General features: G+C 67.9%; 17 protein-coding genes. 12 read left to right on the top strand and 5 right to left on the bottom strand.

The annotated features are described in order from the left end of the window. Nucleotides 1-22 precede the first annotated feature (22 nt). From DEI94_RS15690 to DEI94_RS15640, 11 genes are all read left to right on the top strand, one after another. Nucleotides 23-385 carry a DoxX family protein gene (locus DEI94_RS15690; protein WP_111014261.1) on the top strand — a complete coding sequence of 121 codons (363 nt, stop codon included), beginning with the start codon at nt 23-25 and terminating at the stop codon, nt 383-385. A 46-nt stretch (nt 386-431) separates the two neighbouring features. Further along, entirely contained in the window at nt 432-1,004 is a 573-nt protein-coding gene (locus DEI94_RS15685) for an NADPH-dependent F420 reductase (protein ID WP_111014262.1), read from the top strand. Further along, nucleotides 1,001-1,864: an SDR family oxidoreductase gene (locus DEI94_RS15680; protein ID WP_111027266.1), complete on the top strand. Its 864-nt coding sequence runs from the start codon at nt 1,001-1,003 to the stop codon at nt 1,862-1,864. The genes DEI94_RS15685 and DEI94_RS15680 overlap by 4 nt, the downstream gene beginning before the upstream one ends. A gap of 71 nt (nt 1,865-1,935) precedes the next feature. Then, nucleotides 1,936-2,679 (top strand): TetR/AcrR family transcriptional regulator, encoded by a 744-nt coding sequence (locus tag DEI94_RS15675; protein WP_284183721.1) that lies wholly within the window; start codon nt 1,936-1,938, stop codon nt 2,677-2,679. Next, complete coding sequence (locus tag DEI94_RS15670) at nt 2,676-4,373, top strand: MDR family MFS transporter (protein ID WP_111027265.1); 1,698 nt, start codon at nt 2,676-2,678, stop codon at nt 4,371-4,373. The genes DEI94_RS15675 and DEI94_RS15670 overlap by 4 nt, the downstream gene beginning before the upstream one ends. A 123-nt stretch (nt 4,374-4,496) precedes the next feature. Continuing rightward, the gene (locus DEI94_RS15665; protein ID WP_111027264.1) at nt 4,497-5,513 is read left to right on the top strand and encodes an alpha/beta hydrolase; all 1,017 of its coding nucleotides are present in this window, start codon (nt 4,497-4,499) and stop codon (nt 5,511-5,513) included. Nucleotides 5,514-5,785: 272 nt separating this feature from the next. Beyond that, nucleotides 5,786-7,021 carry a sensor histidine kinase gene (locus tag DEI94_RS15660; RefSeq protein ID WP_284183720.1) on the top strand — a complete coding sequence of 412 codons (1,236 nt, stop codon included), beginning with the start codon at nt 5,786-5,788 and terminating at the stop codon, nt 7,019-7,021. After that, nucleotides 7,018-7,677: a response regulator transcription factor gene (locus tag DEI94_RS15655; RefSeq protein ID WP_111014269.1), complete on the top strand. Its 660-nt coding sequence runs from the start codon at nt 7,018-7,020 to the stop codon at nt 7,675-7,677. The genes DEI94_RS15660 and DEI94_RS15655 overlap by 4 nt, the downstream gene beginning before the upstream one ends. A 150-nt stretch (nt 7,678-7,827) precedes the next feature. Next, nucleotides 7,828-8,472 carry a TetR/AcrR family transcriptional regulator gene (locus tag DEI94_RS15650; protein WP_284183719.1) on the top strand — a complete coding sequence of 215 codons (645 nt, stop codon included), beginning with the start codon at nt 7,828-7,830 and terminating at the stop codon, nt 8,470-8,472. Nucleotides 8,473-8,619: 147 nt separating this feature from the next. Further along, a complete protein-coding gene (locus DEI94_RS15645; protein ID WP_111014270.1) occupies nt 8,620-10,437 on the top strand; it encodes a flavin-containing monooxygenase in 1,818 nt (605 codons plus the stop codon). A gap of 347 nt (nt 10,438-10,784) precedes the next feature. Continuing rightward, on the top strand, nt 10,785-12,992 hold the full coding sequence (locus DEI94_RS15640) for an MMPL family transporter (RefSeq protein ID WP_111027262.1): 2,208 nt from the start codon (nt 10,785-10,787) through the stop codon (nt 12,990-12,992). Between the two features lie 379 nt (nt 12,993-13,371). Here the strand turns inward: DEI94_RS15640 and DEI94_RS15635 are convergent, their stop codons facing one another. From DEI94_RS15635 to DEI94_RS15625, 3 genes are all read right to left on the bottom strand, one after another. Beyond that, a complete protein-coding gene (locus DEI94_RS15635) occupies nt 13,372-13,524 on the bottom strand; it encodes a hypothetical protein (RefSeq protein WP_181436115.1) in 153 nt (50 codons plus the stop codon). 168 nt (nt 13,525-13,692) lie between these two features. Further along, nucleotides 13,693-14,286: a TetR/AcrR family transcriptional regulator gene (locus DEI94_RS15630; protein ID WP_111027261.1), complete on the bottom strand. Its 594-nt coding sequence runs from the start codon at nt 14,284-14,286 to the stop codon at nt 13,693-13,695. A gap of 55 nt (nt 14,287-14,341) precedes the next feature. Then, complete coding sequence (locus tag DEI94_RS15625) at nt 14,342-15,292, bottom strand: SDR family NAD(P)-dependent oxidoreductase (protein WP_258371934.1); 951 nt, start codon at nt 15,290-15,292, stop codon at nt 14,342-14,344. A 109-nt stretch (nt 15,293-15,401) separates the two neighbouring features. Here DEI94_RS15625 and DEI94_RS15620 point away from each other — a divergent pair, with 109 nt between their 5' ends. Beyond that, complete coding sequence (locus DEI94_RS15620) at nt 15,402-15,917, top strand: AAA family ATPase (protein WP_111027259.1); 516 nt, start codon at nt 15,402-15,404, stop codon at nt 15,915-15,917. 79 nt (nt 15,918-15,996) lie between these two features. Here the strand turns inward: DEI94_RS15620 and DEI94_RS15615 are convergent, their stop codons facing one another. Continuing rightward, entirely contained in the window at nt 15,997-16,632 is a 636-nt protein-coding gene (locus DEI94_RS15615; RefSeq protein WP_258376569.1) for a GrpB family protein, read from the bottom strand. Between the two features lie 267 nt (nt 16,633-16,899). Then, the gene (locus DEI94_RS15610; protein ID WP_111027257.1) at nt 16,900-18,159 is read right to left on the bottom strand and encodes an MFS transporter; all 1,260 of its coding nucleotides are present in this window, start codon (nt 18,157-18,159) and stop codon (nt 16,900-16,902) included. Nucleotides 18,160-18,320 lie beyond the last annotated feature (161 nt).

Raw genomic sequence — 18,320 nt, 5'->3', positions numbered from 1 at the left:
ACGTTCAAGCACAAGGAAGATCATGCTCATCGCACTCTGGATCATCAATGGCCTCCTGGCGCTCGCGTTCCTCGGAGCCGGCCTGATGAAGCTGGCACGCCCGACCGAGGCCCTCGCCAGCAGCGGGATGGGCTGGGCGGCCGACTTCGCCAGCAGCCACGTCAAGCTCATCGGCCTCGCCGAGGTTCTCGGCGCGATCGGTCTGATCCTGCCGCTGCTGCTCGGTATCGCGCCGATCCTCACCCCGATCGCTGCGATCCTCCTCGCGGTCCTCATGCTCGGCGCCGTGGTCGTGCACCTGCGCCGCAAGGAATCTCCGGCGGCGCCGATCGTCCTGATGATCCTCTCGATCGTCAGCGCGATCCTCGGCTTCATCGCCCTCTGAACTCACCCTCTCCAACCGCACCACCTCTGAAACAGGAGCACACATCATGACCAGCATCAGCATCCTCGGCACCGGCAACATGGGCACCGCGATCGCCTCCGTCTTCTCCGACGGCGGCGCCACCGTCGAGTCCATCAAGCACTCCGACGAGCCCACCTCCTTCGCCGGCGACATCGTCGTCCTCGCCGTCCCGTACGCGGCCCTCCCCGAGATCGCCGACAAGTACAAGGCCGCCCTCGGCGGCAAGACCGTCGTCGACATCACCAACACCGTCGACTTCGCCACCTTCCAGCCCGTCGCCTTCGACGCCGGCAGCGGCGCCGCGGACCTCGCCGCCCGCCTGCCCGAGTCCCGCGTCGTCAAGGCGTTCAACACCAACTTCGCCTCCGCGCTTGCCGCGAAGAGCGTCGGCGGCAAGAAGACCGCCGTCCTCATCGCCGGCGACGACGCCGACGCGAAGGCCGCCCTCCGCGAAGCGATCACCGCCGGTGGCCTCGACGCGTACGACGCCGGCCCCCTCGCCCGCGCCCACGAGCTCGAGGGCATCGGCTACCTCCAGATGGGCCTGGCCGTCTCCGAGCAGATCGGATGGACCGACGGTCTCGGGGTCATCAAGTGACGATCGCCGTCACTGGCGCGACCGGTCAACTCGGCCGCCTGATCGTCGAGCACCTCCTCGCCCGCGGCCTCGCTGCCGATGACGTCGTCGCGGTCGGCCGCAACGCCGACCGCCTCTCGACACTGTTCCTCGACCACGGTGTCCGCACCGCAGTCGCCGACTACACCGACCCGGACGCCCTCCAGGCCGCGTTCCACGGCATCGAGACCCTGGTGCTCGTCTCCGGCAGCGAGGTGGGCCAGCGTGTCCCACAGCACACCAACGCCATCCGCGCCGCGGAACAGGCCGGCGTGCAGCACATCGTCTACACCAGCGCTCCCCACGCCGACACGTCGACGCTGTTCGTCGCACCCGAGCACAAGGCCACCGAGGACCTCCTCGCGGCCTCACCCGTCACCGCGACCGTGCTCCGGAACAACTGGTACAACGAGAACTACGAGCAGGCGTTCGCCCAGATCGCCGCGACCAGCCAGTGGCTCGCCAGCAGCGGCACCGGCCGGATCGCCTCGGCCTCCCGCTCCGACTACGCCGAAGCGGCAGCCGTCGTCGCCGCAACGGACGCGCATCGCGGCGAGACACTCGAGCTCGCCGGCGACACCGCCTGGGACGGCGCCGAGTTCGCCGCCACCGCCAGCCGTGTCCTCGGACGCGACGTCGCGTACGCCGGCGTCTCGTCGGAGGAGCACCAGGAGGCACTCGTCGCTGCAGGTCTCGACGAAGGCACGATCGGGTTCCTCGTCGGCCTCGACGCCGCCGTCGCCGACGGCGCGCTCGACGGACCCTCGACGGTCCTCTCCACGCTGATCGGTCACCCGACCGAGACGCTCGAGGAGACCTTCCGCCGCTTCCACACGGCCTGATCCACCCGCGGATCCACGACGCTCCGTGGTGCCGGATACTTCCGTCCGTACCACGGAGCGTTGTCGCATCCATGCCGCACGGCCAGCGAAGTCTGCACTCCAACTTCAAGCAGTTGCACTGTGCCTCGCAAAGTGCAAAGCTGCAGAGTGTGAACACATCTGAGCGGACGCGACTGCTTCGCCGTCGCATGATCGCCACGGCCCGTCGCCGGACGATCGCGGACGGCCTGAACGGGTTCACCATCGAGCAGCTCTGCGAAGAAGTTGGTGTGTCCCGCCGGACGTTCTTCAACCACTTCGCGTCGAAGGAAGACGTCGTGCTCGGGATCGAGCTCGGCGTCGAAGACGACCTGCTTGCCACCTTCGCTGCGGGAGCGGCGGTCGACCCCGACCTCGCCCCCTTCGAAGCGGCGGTCGCCCTGGCGATCGAACATCTCCATGTCGTCGGCCTCGACCGCGGCGAAGAAGCCCTCATGCGGGACGTCCTGGAACGCGAGCCCTCCCTCGTGGCGCGATTCGTCACCGCGACCGACCGGCAGATGAACCTCGTCGGCGACGCCCTGCGCTCCCGATTCGGATGGACAGACCCGGCCGACGACCGCGGGCGGCTCGTTGCCGAGATCATCGGCGCACTGCTCAAAGCGACCGCGTGGCGGTTCTTCGCCGATGACGACGGGCCGCCCTTCGAGGACATCCTCCGCACCAACTTCCGCCTTGTCACAGCGATGGCGAACTCGGACAGCCCCGCTGTCCCGGCCAGCAGTGCGCCGCTCTCGGCGGCACACTCGATCAACGAACTGGAGCACACCCCATGAGCTCGACCAAGAGCGCGAAACGGGCAGGACGGTCCGACGGGCCACTCCTGCTCACCCAGCGCCGCATCTGGACCATCTTCTCGGCGCTCATCGCGGGCATGCTGCTGTCGAGCCTCGACCAGACCATCGTGTCCACGGCGATGCCCACCATCGTGGGCGAGCTCGGCGGTGTCGCGCACCAGGCGTGGCTGACCACGGGCTACCTGCTGGCCTCCACGATCGTGATGCCGATCTACGGCAAGTTCGGCGACGTCCTGGGTCGGCGGAACCTGTTCCTCATCGCCATCGCGCTGTTCACCATCGCATCGGCCGGCTGCGCGTTCGCCGGTGACTTCACGCAGCTGATCGTGTGGCGTGCGGTGCAGGGCCTCGGCGGTGGCGGTCTGATGATCCTGTCGCAGGCGATCATTGCCGACATCGTGCCCGCGTCGCAGCGCGGCAAGTACCTCGGCCCGCTCGGTGCGATCTTCGGCCTCTCGGCGATCGGCGGCCCGCTGCTCGGTGGGTTCTTCGTCGACCACCTCACCTGGAACTGGGCCTTCTACATCAACATCCCCGTCGGGATCGCCGCGTTCTTCATCGCCTGGTTCGCACTCACCCTGCCGACCAAGAAGGCCGAGAAGAAGATCGACGTCCTCGGCGTGCTCCTCATGTCCGCCGCCACCACCTGCCTGGTGTTCTTCTCCGAGTTCGGCGGCAACAAGGACCACGGCTGGGACGCCCCCGAGACCTGGGCCTGGTTCGCCGGCCTCGTCGTCGCCGCGGCCCTCCTCGTGCTCGTCGAGTCCCGCGTCGAGGACCCGGTGCTCCCGATGTCGTTCTTCCGCAACCGTACCTTCCTGCTCGCGACCGGCATCGGCCTCGTGCTCGGCATCGGCATGTTCGCCGCCATCGGGTTCGTTCCCACGTTCCTGCAGATGGCGTCCGGCACCTCGGCCGCAGTCTCGGGGCTCCTCATGCTCCCGATGATGGTCGGCCTCATCGGCACCTCCGTCGTATCCGGCAACCTCATCACGAAGACCGGCCGCTACCGGATGTTCCCGATTGTCGGCACGATCCTCGTCGCCGCCGCGATGCTGTGCTTGACGCAGCTGGCTGCGGACACCCCGATCTGGCTGATCTGCGTCTACCTGTTCGTCTTCGGCGCCGGCCTCGGCCTCATCATGCAGGTCGTGGTCCTCGTCGCACAGAACGCCGTACCCGCCGAGCAGGTCGGCACCGCCACCTCGACGAACAACTACTTCCGCGAGGTCGGCGCCTCCCTCGGCACCGCCGTCTTCGGTGCACTGTTCACCGCACGTTTGACCACCTCGCTGACGGACGTGTTCCGCGGCGCCGGCGGTTCCGCGACGGATGCGGCGTCCTCGGCGGGCAGCATCGACCCCGCGACCGTGGCGAAGCTCCCCGAGGCGGTGCAGAACGGCATCGTGAACGCGTACGCCGACTCCCTCGCGCCGGTGTTCTGGTACCTGCTGCCGTTCATCGCCGCCGCGTTCCTCCTCGCGCTGTTCCTGCCGCAGATCAAGCTCTCCGACACGGCCGGCATGGTGGCCCGCGGCGAAGCGATCGGCGGCGCAGAAGCCGACGAACTCGAGAAGGCGCGACAGGACGCCGCTGCAGCCGGCCAGCCGGCTGCAGCCGCAGCCGCCTCAGGCTCGGACACCGTTCGAGCCGGGACCCGTCGCGACAAGTAGCCGGACAGAAGGAGGGGCCGTCAGCGGCGGCTCCTCCCTCCATCCCCGGCCCGCGAAAGGCACCGACGAACACGCTCGACCCGCACGCCTGCACCAGTAGCCACGCCACAGAAAGAGACCATCATGGCCGCCCCTCTCGGCATGCGCGTCCGCACCTGGGCGATGTCAACGCTCGTCACACGAATCATCCGGGCGCCGAAGGTGGAGTTGACCTCCCGAGCGGTTCCGGACAACGAGATCGTGCACATCCCCACCCGTCACGGGTCAGTCCGCTGCTACATCACACGGCCTCCCGCGGACGCCCCGCTCGCCGCCAACAGTGCCACCCCGCCGGTGGTCATCAACACCCACGGTGGTGGGTTCGTGATCGGGAACCCGCTGCAGGACAACCACCTCGCTCGAGGGATCGCGGGCGAAGTCGGCACAGTCGTCGTCAACGTCGACTACAGCACAGCTCCCAAAGCCCGGTTCCCACAGGCGTTGGGGGAGTGCTTCGACGTGCTCAGGTGGGTCGCCCGCTCTGGGGACACCATGGGATGGGACGGCACCCGGATCGCGGTGACTGGCAGCAGCGCCGGGGGGAACCTCGCCCTCGGCACCCTCACGCAGACCACCCGCGAGCACGGCCCCGCTGTTCGCGCTGCCGCCCTCATCGTGCCCGCCGTGGACCTGTCGATCCCGCCCGCCGAAGCGACCTTGCTGATCGAGAAGCCGTTCGTGAACGCCGGGATGCTCGAGATGGTCGACACGGCCTACCCGCTGGAGGACACCGACCGGAAAGATCCCCTCGTCTCGCCCAGCTTCCTCTCCGACGCCGAGCTCCGGGCACTGCCACCGACCCTGGTCGTCACCGCGGAGCACGACACGCTGCGCCCCTCCATCGAGGAGTTCACCGCGCGAGCGGTAGCCGTCGGCGCGCGGTCGAGACCCGACGGTTCGACGACGTCGACCACGACTTCTACTACGCAAGCTCCACGCCGAAAGCGACCCTCGACACGCTCATGGCCGCGTTCACCGCGCACCTACTCGAACACCTCCGCTGAACCGCGTTGCACGCCGTGCAGCGTCGGTGGATCCGTCACCGGGAGATCATGCCCCACGCTGCACTTTGGAGGAGCATCGAAGCGGCCAGCACCATGAAGCCGGCAAACCGCAACACGGCGCTCGTGGCAGCGATCGCCGCCCACACCGGCAGCAACGGGACCCGTGCGATCGTCCGAGAACGAGAGGTGTGGTCCCGCTGGTCAGATTCGTCGTCGAGCTCCGCCGGCGTCGAGATGAACATCGCCGTCCGGGCGGGGCGAGCGGGAAGAAGCGTGGTCATGAGGTGTCCTTCCATCGGTGCGGCTATGGCCGACCAGCATCACCGCAGCGACACCCGTCGGCGTCGTTCCCCAGAACCGAGGAACCTGATGCAGATGGAGTACACGACCGGCACCGGCCTACCCCAGACTCAGGGGATGACCGTTCCGACGCCCGGCGGGCCCGCGACGCCGCGCCCGCTGTGGCTGCGCACGCAACCCGTGCTCGAGCGCCTCCCGCTCTGGGTGAGCGTGACCGCCATGATCGTGGAACTGGTCGTCATCGTCACCAACGGCGACGGTCTGCTCGCCGGCATCGGCGCACTCGTGACCCTCGCCGGCGCGCTCGTCGCCGCCCGTCTACCGCAGGTCGGACTCACGTTGACGATGGCGGGCGTCGTCGTGGTGATCGTCGGAGGGCGGGAGCCGATCGGCGAGTGCACCGTCGTGGTGTTCGTCCTGTTCGCACTCACCTTGCGCGGCTTGCCGCCAACGCGCAGCATCGGGATCACAGCGCTGGCGATGGCCGTCATCTTCGGACTCGCCAGCTTCCTCTCCGCGGGCCGCGCGGTCGGTCTCGACGCCGTCGCGGTCATCGTCGCCGTCGTCGCCGGTGGTGCCGTGGGCGCGGCACTTCGGCTGCAGCGACAGTACTGGGAGTCCCTCGAGCAGCGCACCCGCGACGCGATCGCGACACGGGAGGCCGAAGCCGAACGGCGAGTGGCCGAAGAGCGGGTCCGCATCGCCCGCGACCTGCACGACATCGTCGGCCACCAGGTCGCCGTCGTGAGCATGCACATCGGCGCGGTCGAAGTCACCGCCGGCCGCGACGACGCCGCGACCCAGCGATCGCTGGTCGCGGCGCGCACCGCCGTGCGGTCGATCCTCAGCGACACGCAACGCACGCTGGCGATGCTCCGCAGCGACGACGCCGACCACGACGACGTGCACCGACCGACACCCGGCCTGTCGACGATCGACGAGCTGGCCGCCTCGTTCCAGGACGCTGGCCTATCGATCGACGCGCAAATCACCGACCAAGCTCGCCGGGTGCACGAGGCCGTCGGGGTGACGGTGTTCCGCGTGGCGCAAGAAGCGTTGACGAACGCCCACCGGTACGGCACCGGTGAGGCCGCGCTGACGGTGCTGACGGACGAGGCTGATGTGGTGATCAGCGTCACGAACCCGGTCGCGTCCACGCCGCCGACCGCACACGGCAGCGGATATGGACTCATCGGGATGCGCGAACGCGTTGAGTCCGCCGGCGGAACCCTGCAGCTTGGGACCGACGAGGATGTCTTCACCGTCACAGCACGAATCCCATGGAACGAAGGAGCCAGCTCGTGACACACGTGCTGTTGGTCGATGACCAAGAGATGATCCGGCTCGGACTGCGCACCATCATCGACGCGCACCCGGACTTCACCGTCGTCGGTGAAGCAGCGGACGGGTTCGCCGCCCTCACCTTCCTCAACGATCACGACGTCGATCTCATCCTCATGGACGTCCGCATGCCCGGGATCGACGGCGTCGAAACGACGCGACGGATCCGGGAGCGGATCCCGTCCGAGCAGACCCGCATCGTCGTGCTGACCACTTTCGAGCACGACGACACCGTCCTCGCCGCGCTCCGGGCCGGCGCGAACGGGTTCCTCGGCAAGGGCGTCGGACCAGCCGAGCTCATCGCCAGTCTGCAGGAAGTCATCGCCGGGGGAGGTGCCCTGTCCGCAGCAGCCTCTGCCGCGCTCATCGGGCACGTCACCGACAGCCCGGGCCGCGTCATCGACGCCGACCTCGCCGACCGGTTCCTCGCTCTGACCGCCCGCGAGCGCGACGTGGTGCTCAGCATCGCGGCGGGGCACGACAATGACACCATCGCAGCGGAGTTGTTCGTCTCACCGTTCACGGTGAAGACCCACGCGAGCCGTGCGATGGCGAAGGTCGGCGCCCGTGACCGGGCCCAACTGGTCGCGTACGCCTACCAGGCCGGCCTTCTCGCCTGACTCGGCCGCGCGCAGCACGCGGACGCAATGACCGTTCGGGAAGCCCTTCGGGAACATGGACGGTCGTTAGGCTCCTGGGAACGGGAGGAGCCGCCATGACTGATGCCCAGCACCATGACTGATGCCCAGCAGAGGACCCGAGCGTCACGTGTGGCTGCAACCCGGGACGCGATCCTCACGGCGGCCGAGCAGCTCTTCGGTGAGTACGGCATCGCACACGTGTCAGGACGGCAGATCGGAGAGGCCGCCGGGCAGGGGAACACCGCGGCGGTCGGGTACCACTTCGGAGGCAAAGCAGATCTCATCCGCGCGATCCTCGCCCGGCACCAGCACGCCATCAACGCGCTCCGACTTGCCGAACTGCAGCGAGTCGAGGGGCGGAACGACATCCGCGACTGGATCGCCTGTTTCGTGCGTCCGACGACCACCCATCTCGAGTCCCTGGGATCACCGACCTGGTACGGCCGGTTCAGCGCGCAGGTCGCGACGGATCCCGCCTGGGCTGACATCGCGATGGACGAAGCTCGAGAAGCACCGGGCCTCATGCGCATCGCGCATGGCATCCAGCGCTGCCTCCCGGACCTCCCAGCGCCGGTGCGTGTTGAGCGGATGACGATGGGCCGAATCCTCCTGACGCAGGTGATCGCGGAACACGAACGCGCGCTGGAGCGAGGCGGTGCTCGCATCTGGGCGAACTGGTCCGCCGTGGCGGACTCTCTGATCGACGTCGTGTCGTCCTTGTGGATGGCCGAGGCGGTGACGTCTCCGCGCGCTGCCGGGCAGTCGCCATCCTGAGCCTGGTCCACCCTTCGGGGGACCCCCTTCGCGGTAGGTGGAAATCTCCCGGGAGTGTAAATCAAGCGATTGAGTTAAAAAGGGTACGGCGATTGACTCGCTGGGGCGGCAACAGCTGTTGCCGCCCCGCCCATCTCAAGGAGCACGATGACGGACATCGCCACGGACAGCAGCATGCGCGAAGCGGACCTGGAGGCGTTGCGCGCCCGGTACCGGGTCGAACGCGACCGACGCATCCGTCCTGACGGGCTCCGGCAGTACCAGGGCATGCGCGGCGCGTACGGGTACTGGGCGACGGACCCGTACACGCGCCGTTCGGATCGTCCGGCGAAGACCGACCGCGTCGAGGTGCTCATCGTGGGCGGCGGGTTCGGCGGACTCCTGACCGGGGCGCGGCTGCGCCAGGCGGGCTTCACGGACATCCGCATGACCGAGGAGGGCGGCGACTTCGGCGGTACCTGGTACTGGAACCGGTACCCGGGTATCCACTGCGACATTGAAGCCTCGGTGTACATGCCGCTGCTCGAGGAAGTCGGAACCGTCCCCACTCGCCGGTACGCGCCCGGCGAGGAGATCCGCCGGCACGCGATGGCGATGGCGAGGCACTTTGACCTGTACGACGACGTGCTCTTCCACACCCGGGTCACCGACCTCCGCTGGGACGACGACACCGCGGACTGGGCAGTCCGGACCGACCGCGGCGACACGATGCGCGCACGGTACGTCATCGTCTCCTCCGGGTCGCTATCTCAGCCCAAGCTCCCCGCGATCCCCGGGATGGAGAACTTCAGGGGACACACGTTCCACACGAGTCGGTGGGACTACGGCTACACCGGTGGTGACCAGGCCGGGGGGATGACCGGCCTTGCCGACAAGCGCGTCGCGGTGGTCGGGACCGGTGCGACGGGCATCCAGGTGATCCCCCTCGTCGCCGAGGACGCTGCGCACCTCACCGTTTTCCAGCGGACCCCGTCGAGTGTGGACGTCCGCGACAATCGCGATCTGCCCGCGGACTGGACCACGGGCCTCCCGACCGGATGGCAGCAGGAACGCATGGAGAACTTCCTCGCGGTCGTCTCCGGCGAAGAGACCGAGGTGGACCTGATTCAGGACGGCTGGACCTCCACCGCAGCGCTGCAACGCACGATGCTGACCGGGCAGACGGAGGACACGCTCGACCCGGAGGAACGCGACCGGCTGATCGAGATCGCGGACGCCCGCAAGATGGACCAGATCCGTGCACGCGTCGATGCCGTCGTCACGGATCCGGCGACCGCAGAGATCCTCAAGCCCTGGTACCGGTACATGTGCAAGCGGCCGACGTTCAGTGACAAGTACCTGCAGGCCTTCAACCGGCCGAACGTGACCCTGGTCGACACCGCCGACACCGGGGGAATCACCGCCATGACCGAGACCGGTGTGGTGGTCGGCGACACGGAGTACGAGGTCGACGCCGTCGTTTTCGCCACCGGGTTCGAGACCGGCGTCTCGGGCGTCATCTCCGGAACACTGCCGGTGCACGGCCGGGACGGAACGCAACTGCTCGAAGCGTGGGCACGAGGTCCCCGGACACTGCACGGATTCGTGTCGCACGGCTTCCCGAACCTCTTCCACCTCGGAGCGCTGCAGAACGCGAACTCTGTGAACTTCGTGCACATCCTGCAGGAGCAGGCCACGCACATCGCCGCGATCCTGGAGCACGCTCGCGACGATGGCGCACGGCAGGTCGAGCCCACCGTCGAAGCCGAAGACCGGTGGTTGGCGACGATCCACGAGGTGGAGGTGGACAACGCGGCGTTCCTGGCGGAGTGCACGCCCGGTTACTACAACGGCGAGGGCACCCGGAAGCGTGGGGGCGGCGGGTACAGCCCCGGGCCCGTCCGGTTCCACCGCCTGCTCCGGGAATGGCGGCAGACCTCGATCGACGAAGTCCTCGTGCCCGAGCTCGCCGTCACCAACTCCTGACCCGATCACTCCACCCAGATGGGCTGGCGCACACACTGGCTCGGAAGGACGACGATGACCACGAGAATCGCAGCACCGTCCGCTGGCGACCTCGACGGGTAGCGGTGCTGTGTCTCAGAGCGGGAGGTCCGCTTCGTCGCCTGATCTGACCCCCACCCTTCGGAACCGGCCGCCGCTCAATGAGCGTCGGCCCGCCGATGTCGCGCCTACTGGTTGTGCAAGGAAAGGGCGGGATCTACTGCAAATGGAGTAGCCCGAACGGTGCGAAAGGAGGCCGTGTCGAAGCGCTCGGATCGGGATCGTTGACGTTGTTCGCACATCGCAACCACGACGACGAAGGAAACCGCATGTCCACGTTCCTGTCCCACCTCGGGCGCTTCAGCGCCCGGTTCCGATGGCTGGTGATCGGAGCGTGGCTCCTGATCATGGCCGTGCTGATCGGCATCTTCATCGTCGGCAGCGGCATCGACAAGGGTGCCGCGACCACGAGCATCCCCGACACCAAGGCCTCCCAAGCGTTGGAGCGGATGAACAAGGAATTCCCTTCCAAGACTGCCTCGGACACCGCGTCCCTGCAGCTGGTGTTCCAACCGAAGTCCGGCAACGTCACGGACGCGACGACTGCGAAGCAGCTCGAGTCGTTCCTCGCGAAGGCTCGGACGGTCGACGGCGTCAAGTCCGTCAGCGACCCACTGAACGCGGAACAGCCCTACATCTCCAAGGACCGCACGGTGGCCGTCGCCACGATGACCTACGGCGACCTGACGAAGAAGCAGGAGACGAAGTACTACGACGCAGCCCTCGAGCTGCAGGAGAACGCCCCTCCGGGGCTCGGTGTCGAGCTCGGCGGGAACCTCGTGCCCCTCGGCGCCCCGGCCACCAGCCCGAGTGAAGGCGCCGGCGTCATCATCGCGTTCGTCATCCTCGCGATCACGTTCGGATCGCTGCTCGCTGCGGGCATCAATCTCCTCGTCGCTGTCTTCGGCGTCGGTGTCGGCCTCATCGGTGTCCTCGCCTACGGCGCACTCACCCCGATCGGTGACAACGCGATCATCCTCGCAACCATGCTCGGCCTGGCAGTCGGTATCGACTACAGCCTGTTCATCCTGTCCCGCTTCAAGACCGAGCTCCGTTCCGGTCGGAGGGTCGACGACGCGATCGCTCGCGCAACCGGTACGGCCGGCACCGCTGTGGTCTTCGCTGGCACGACCGTCGTCGTCGCGCTCGTCGCGCTCATGGTCGCGAACCTCAGCTACATCACCGAGATGGGTGTCGCCGCAGCGTTCGCGGTCGCCGTCGCCGTCCTGCTCTCGCTCACCCTGCTGCCGGCACTGATGCGGTTCATGGGCGTCAAGGCGCTGTCGAAGAAGCAGCGCGCAGCGCTGCAACGCGGGGAACTCTTCACCGACGACGGCCCGCAGAAGCGCGGCGTCCTCCGCTCGTGGGGCAGCTTCGTCGTGAAGCGCCCGATCGTGTCTCTCCTGGGCGGCGTCCTCGTCCTGGTCGTCGTCGCGCTCCCCATGCTCAGCATGAAGACCGCCTCCAACGTCCCTGGCGGGTCCGACCCGGAGTCCACCGAACGCACCGCCTACAACCTCATCGTCGACGAGTTCGGCGGCATCCAGAGCCCCCTGATCGTCCTGGCTGAGGGTGACAACATCACCTCGAAGACCGCCGCGATCGAGAACGAACTCACCGGTCTCGACGGCGTGCAGCAGGTCGTTCCCGCTCAGGTCAGTTCCGACGGGGACTACGCACGTATCACCGTCATTCCGACCGAGGGACCGATCGACGACTCCACCAAGGACCTGGTGCACCAGATCCGCGACGACGCTGACACCATCAGCGGAACGCACCTCGAGGTCACCGGTGAAACCGCGATCGGCATCGACTCCGACGACCAGCTCGCACGTGCGCTGGTGAAGTACGTCATCGTCATCGTCGTCATCTCGATCATCCTGCTCATCGTCCTGTTCCGGTCGCTGCTCATTCCCGTGATCGCGACCCTCGGATACCTGCTCTCCGTCGGCGCGTCGTTCGGGGCGAGCGTCGCAGTGTTCCAGTGGGGGTGGCTGGACTTCCTGCCAGCACCGCAGGGCGACCCGATGCTGAGCATCCTGCCGCTGCTGCTCGTCGGAGTGCTCTTCGGACTCGCGATGGACTACCAGGTGTTCCTCGTCTCCCGCATCCAGGAGATGTACCGCAAGGGCCGTGACCCCAAGCAGGCCATCCGCGAGGGCTTCTCCCGATCCGGTCCCGTCCTCGTCGCTGCGGCGAGCATCATGATCGTCGTCTTCGGCGGGTTCGCCACCGGGGAGTTCGCGATCGGCGCCTCGATCGCGTTCGGGCTCCTCGTCGGCGTCGCCGCGGACGCGTTCATCGTCCGCATGGTCCTGATGCCAGCCGCGCTGTCCCTCCTCGGCCGCTCCGCCTGGTGGATCCCGAAGTGGCTGGACAAGGTCCTCCCCGACGTCGACGTCGAAGGCCACGCCCTCGACAAGCACGACGCCGCGACACCCGCCGCGCAGGACCAGCCACGAGTCCTCGTCGGCTGACACTCCGAAGGGCCCTGGTGAGCACACCGGGGCCCTTCGTCCTCTACTCGTAGAACGAAAGTGACAGCTGATGCAGCACCCCGTCCGCCCCGAAGACATCCATCTCCCCCCGACTCAGCCCATCGACATCACCGCCTACCTTGCAGCGGAAGCAGATCGTGCGTTGGCCGAGAAAGGCTCCGCACCAGAGCTGAACGTTCAGGATCCCGAACCGCCTTGCTGAGCGCGATATCAGCAGACCCGCTGCTCGAGCGGTGCGCGGTCAACGACCGTGGGTGAAGTAGCCAGACGAGAAACCCCGTCGCAGGGCAACGCGGGAAGACGTTCGGTAGTTGGTCGGCTATCGGGACGCAGGCCGGCCGTACTTGGCGACGATTTCTCACCTCGCCTGGTCTCGAGAGAGCGCTCCTTGCAGCACCCGGCGGACTCGCTCGATGGCGTCTGCATCGACCTGTAGGCCCCGTGCTCGCAGCGCCAACTCGATGAAGGCCACTTCACCTTCGACGTCGATACGGCTCTCGTTGCTCGCCATGGACCAACTGTGCCCCCGACTCCGATACACGATGCTCAGCCGTGGCGCGCAGTACGAGCCGCAGTAGCCTGATCCAAGACCTTCATACAAGACTCTCGAAGGCGGAGCTCTCCTCACAGCGTGGGGGGATTGGCCTTCTGAACCGGCGGCTCCCAGAGATTGCTCAGGCTAAGTGAGTGCGTACCCGTCGGGAGGCACCGGCAACGTTGCCGCGACGAGATCTTTGACGAGGGTCCCATCGAGCGGGCGGCGGGTGACGAGGCACCATAGGACCATCGCCAGGAAGACCTGCGTGACCGTGTCGATCCTGAGGTCCGGGGGGAGCGCACCAGCCTCCACCGCCAGTCGCAGTCGTTCCGCGAGCCGCGTGCGGGCGGCAGTCGTGATCCGTTCGTCGTAGTTCGCGGAGAGGTCAGCATCTTCGGCAACAGCCGCGATGATGGCCTGGAGTACGGCGGCTGCATCGGGGTCGTCGTAAACACGCGCGACGGCCAGCATCCACGCAGTGACGTCGGCGTGGACGTCATCGGAGACGGCAACGGGACCTACCGGGAGGATGCCGCCCGCGGTGACCATCTCCGAAACCAGCGCCGCTTTCGTCGGCCACCATCGATACAGGGTTTGTTTGCCGACGCCAGCTACCGCGGCGATTCGCTCGAACGACAGCGTGTCCCATCCACGGCTGGCCAGCTCCGAGCGTGTCGCGTCGAGGATCGCCAAGCGTGTCTCTTCATTGCGGAGTCGTCCTGTGCTCTTGGCCATACAGCCATCCTCGCGGCATCACGACTCCGGCCGGCGCGGCCAGCCGTGGTGCGGACTACTGAACGGAGACGCCGCCGTCGCTGGAGAGGACGGCACCGTTGATGTTCACACCGTCCTTGCTGAGCAAGAACGTGATCGAGGCAGCGAGCTCGGCGGGCGCCGCGATGCTCGGTAGCAGTGCGAAGAACGGCGCCAACCGCTCCTGGCCCTTCTCCGAGAGCTTCGAGGAGGAGCCGATGTTCGTGGCGACCGCGCCCGGAGCGACAGCGTTGACACGCAGTCCTCGCTGCGCATACATGAACGCTGCGGAGCGGGTCAGGCCCAGGACCGCGTGCTTGGACGCGGTGTAGGCCGCTCCTGAACCGCTACCGAGGAGCGCGGCGCCGCTGATGATGTTGACGACGGAGCCCCTGCCTGCTTCGAGCATGACGGGCAGCACGGCTCGGGTGAGCTTGAAAGTGCCGGTGACGTTGACGCCCATCACGCGCTCCCAGACGGCGTCGCTCGTCTCGTCGATGGGGGAGAAGTCGTCGGCGATGCCGGCGACGTTGGCGAGAGCGTCGATCTGGCCACCGGCGGCTGCGACGATCGCGTCGACGTCTGCCTGCGAGGTGATGTCGCCACCCACCGGCACGATGTCGGCGTCGGGCAGTTCCGCAAGCAGATCTGAGAGGCGGTCGGCGGTGATGTCGACGGCCACGACCCGCCCGCCTTCGCGTGCAACGCGTGACGCCGTGGCACGACCGATGCCGGACGCGGCCCCGGTGACGATGACGGTCTGGCCGGAGAAACGACCCGGAGTGATCTGCTCAGTCCAGGTGGAAGCCTGCGTGGACTGCGGAACCACGTTCGTGTGGCTGTCGGGTGCGGTGGAATCGGACATGGAGGTCTCCTGTCGACAGTGACGAGGGTGAGCTAGGTGGTGATCACCAGGCTTGTCGAGACAAATCGTCTCGACTTCAAGAAATCGTACGCCTGGCGTCGACGCCCTTCCGACACGTTCCACCCTGGGGCTCAACGCGCTCCGGACACCTGTACGAGCATCCGGCCACCCTCCGGTGTGTCCAGTAGCCGATGGGCTTCAGAGATCCATCGCCGAGGGCTACCGTGCCCTCGTGGGGAAGCGGAACTACCTCGTCGAAGGCGTCTCCGGAACAGGGAAGACGTCGGTGTGCCACGAACTGCGTCGCCGTGGTTTCCCAGCGATCGACGGCGATCGAGAACTCGCCTACCAGGGGGACCCGAAGACAGGGGCGCCTGTCGATGGTGTGACCGGGACAGCCGTTCACCACCACCACATCTGGCAGGTAGACAGGGTCCGCTCGATCGCGGCGGACCAGTCAGATCCGGTCACCTTCTTCTGCGGAGGATCGCGCAACGTCGAATCGTTCATCGACGTCTTCGACGACGTCTTCGTCCTGATGATCGATCGGGCAACGCTCGAGCGACGCCTGGAGGCGCGGGGCGATGACGAATGGGCCGGGACGGGCCGGCTGGAAGAGCGGGCCCTCGTTCACGCACTCCATGCGACCGGCACCGTGCCGCGCGATGGCGTGCACGTCGATGCCAGTCAGCCGCTCGATGTCGTCGTGGACGAGGTGCTCCGCCGGTGTGGCCTGTCCGAGTGGTGAGCGCGTCCTGCGTGATCACGACGCGTCATCCGCTTCCGCGCACCGCCGTGAGAGCGCTTGCCAGCGTGGCCAGGTCTCTCTAGTCGCCTTCGATGAAGCCGGCGGCCGCGAGGGCGCGCTCGTAGATCTCTCGGATGACTGCGGCCTTGCGGGCGTTGTAGTCCGACATGCGTTGCGCTGGCTGCTGTGCGGCCTGACGCTTGACGGTCGCGTAGCGTTCGCGATCCGCGGTGTCGTGTCGGAGCCAGTTCCGGAACACCACGTGCTTGACCAGCTCCGGACTGTCCGGCCCGAAGACGTGCAGGTTCACGGGGATCCCGGGAACCGGCGCTGCCGCCCGGTTGCTTGCAGGGGCTCCCTGGAGGAGGCGATGCTCGTGCCACCAGGGCTCGCGCACCGTGAGGACGAAGCCCGCTGCTTCCAACCGCGGCAGCCAGACACGTTCGTCGGAGGGATCTGCGACCGTCAGGTCCAGGTCGAGTACCGGTTTCGCCGCGAGCCCAGGAACAGACGTGGACCCGACGTGCTCGACACGGAGCGCGCGAACGTCGAGAGCATCGATGATCAGGTTGCTCACCGTCGATGCGAGCTGCGGCCATTCAGGGTCCGGGTCGACGACACTGATGACGGTGGCCTTCGGCGGGACCACCCACGGGCTGGCTCCCGCCGGCACGGGCGGCTCGTCGAAGTCGAGAATCTCAGCGGTCGTCGGCACGCCCATAGTCAACCCGTGACGAAGATCACCCCTGATCCCGGATCCACCCGCGCTGGACGGCCCTCCACTCCGGCGCTCATGGTGGGGATCGGCGACGCGCGGTCCGACACCGGTCGGGAGGCCCGGTGGCAGCAGAGCCGTGTGTCCATCAGGCGCACACCGCGATGAACGCACCCGTCTTCGCCGGCGCGGCATCGCTCCTCGTACCAGCGAGGACGGCAGACGGCGCGCCGATGGCCCAGCTGGCGCCGCCTGGTGGCGGATCGATCATGCCGACGGATCCGACGCACTCCGGGTCCGGGCGTACCGGAACGACAGCGCGGCGGACGCCACCGCGGCCAGCACGAGGACCACGAGCGGCATGGTCGCGGCTCGAACCCCACCATGCGTGATCAGCGCTCCGGTGAGCGATGCGCTCATCGCGATGCCGATCGCGGAGGCGGAGTTGATCCAGGTGAACCCCTGCGTCAGTGCTGATCCGTCGACCGTCGCCTGCACGATCTGGGAGGACGACGCGAGTAGCGGGGCGATCGCTGTTCCGCCGATGGTCAGCATGATCGCCAGCCCGAGCAGCGTGGGCCAGGCGACGCCGACGAGCACGGCGACCGTGAGCACGAGCGTCGCGACCAGCTGCGCCGCCTGGGGACGCGGGGTCGCCCGCATCGACCCGTACACGAGGCCCGCGATGATGCTCGCGGCGCTGGGGACGGCGAGGACGAGACCGGTGAGGGACAGCATCCCGCGAGCGCTCGCCGCGGCGGTGACGAGGAGCGGAACAGCGCCGAAGAAGCACCCGAGCCCGAGGTTGACGCCGAGTGCGGCGAGGAAGTCCGGAGCGAGGAGTGAGGTCCGGGTCCTGTTCCGGCCGCGTCCCCGACCGCGACGCGGCGCTGGTGCGGTGCGCGGTTGCAGCGACAGCGTGCCGCCGCCGAGGGCGACGAGTGTCGCGGCCGCGGCCGAACCCGCCCACGGGACGAGGGAGGTACTGGCGAGGGTGACGAGGATCGGACCGGACAGGAACACGACGTCGTTGACGTTCGCCTCGAGGGAGAAGGCGACGCGGAGCGCCGGCCCATCCGTCAGGAGGTGCGACCACCGCGCCGCCGACAGGGCTCCGGGCTGGGGCGTCACGGCCCCGGCGACCATCACGGCCGCGAGCGTGACCGGGACCGGTGCGCTCCCCGCGGTGGTGATGGCCGCAGCGACCGCGGCAGCGTGAGCGGCGACGATCACCGGGACCGTCACCGTCTGCCCCCACCGGTCCACGAGGCGAGCGACCTGTGGACCCGCCACGGCCTCCGCGATCGAGAAACCGGCCGTGGAAGCGCCTGCGACCGCGAACGATCCCGACGCGTGCTGGATCGAGAACAGCAGCCCGAGCCCGGTCATCGCGACGCCGAGACGCGCAACGGCCGCGGGGAGGAAGAACGCCAGCGCCCCGGGGTGGTCGAGGACACGGCCGTACCGGGCACCGGTCGACCGGAACGGTCCGAGGACCGAGGACAGGAGCGAGCGCGCAGTCGTCATGGACGATGCCTCCGACGCGGTGCCGGTGATCGGTCGGCAGACAAGTCGGCCTGGGCTTCGACGATCATCACGGCACCGCGGTACCTCCGGCATCCTGCTCCGCAGGGGAGCGCTGGCGCAAGGAGCACACGTCGTGGTGCTTCTGCGCTGAGCGATGTCCC

It is taken from the genome of Curtobacterium sp. MCBD17_040 (assembly GCF_003234805.2).
Classification (GTDB): Bacteria; Actinomycetota; Actinomycetes; order Actinomycetales; family Microbacteriaceae; genus Curtobacterium.
Note: the sequence above shows the minus strand (reverse complement) of the source record. Positions and strands in the feature narration are given on the sequence as shown.

Excerpts from the sequence above, each read along its gene's own strand:
- DEI94_RS15690 (WP_111014261.1), top strand. The coding sequence starts at position 23 with ATGCTCATCGCACTCTGGATCATCAATGGCCTCCTGGCGCTCGCGTTC.
- DEI94_RS15685 (WP_111014262.1), top strand. The coding sequence starts at position 432 with ATGACCAGCATCAGCATCCTCGGCACCGGCAACATGGGCACCGCGATC.
- DEI94_RS15675 (WP_284183721.1), top strand. The coding sequence starts at position 1,936 with ATGCCGCACGGCCAGCGAAGTCTGCACTCCAACTTCAAGCAGTTGCAC.
- DEI94_RS15670 (WP_111027265.1), top strand. The coding sequence starts at position 2,676 with ATGAGCTCGACCAAGAGCGCGAAACGGGCAGGACGGTCCGACGGGCCA.
- DEI94_RS15665 (WP_111027264.1), top strand. The coding sequence starts at position 4,497 with ATGGCCGCCCCTCTCGGCATGCGCGTCCGCACCTGGGCGATGTCAACG.
- DEI94_RS15660 (WP_284183720.1), top strand. The coding sequence starts at position 5,786 with ATGCAGATGGAGTACACGACCGGCACCGGCCTACCCCAGACTCAGGGG.
- DEI94_RS15645 (WP_111014270.1), top strand. The coding sequence starts at position 8,620 with ATGACGGACATCGCCACGGACAGCAGCATGCGCGAAGCGGACCTGGAG.
- DEI94_RS15640 (WP_111027262.1), top strand. The coding sequence starts at position 10,785 with ATGTCCACGTTCCTGTCCCACCTCGGGCGCTTCAGCGCCCGGTTCCGA.
- DEI94_RS15635 (WP_181436115.1), bottom strand. The coding sequence starts at position 13,524 with ATGGCGAGCAACGAGAGCCGTATCGACGTCGAAGGTGAAGTGGCCTTC.
- DEI94_RS15630 (WP_111027261.1), bottom strand. The coding sequence starts at position 14,286 with ATGGCCAAGAGCACAGGACGACTCCGCAATGAAGAGACACGCTTGGCG.
- DEI94_RS15610 (WP_111027257.1), bottom strand. The coding sequence starts at position 18,159 with ATGACGACTGCGCGCTCGCTCCTGTCCTCGGTCCTCGGACCGTTCCGG.